Raw genomic sequence first — 257 nt, forward strand, 5'->3', positions numbered from 1 at the left:
GTGCTTTATCCTGAAGCGCCTTCGCCTGAATCCGCTCCTGCTCGCGTGCGCCGTTGTTCACTTTTTGCAGGTTGGCTCCTGTCTGTTCCACGGATGTATTGGCCTTGGCCAGCTGCAGCGAGTAGTCACTGGAATCAATCCTGCCGATGATCTCTCCCTGCTTGACCTGGTCTCCCTCGTTGCGGTTCAATTCCACTACACGGCCTGCCACCTCAAAGGAAACCTGCGCCTCCTCATTGGGCTGCAGAGTGCCGGAC

General features: G+C 57.6%; 1 protein-coding gene. It reads right to left on the reverse strand.

Features of this window, described 5'->3' with window-relative positions:
- Positions 1-257, reverse strand: a 257-nt coding sequence (locus MXD62_RS09040; protein WP_248828924.1) for a biotin/lipoyl-binding protein, incomplete at both ends; no start/stop codon positions are given.

Origin of the sequence: Frankia sp. Mgl5 (genome assembly GCF_023242985.1) — a bacterium.
GTDB classification, from domain to species: domain Bacteria; phylum Actinomycetota; class Actinomycetes; order Frankiales; family Frankiaceae; genus Parafrankia; species Parafrankia soli.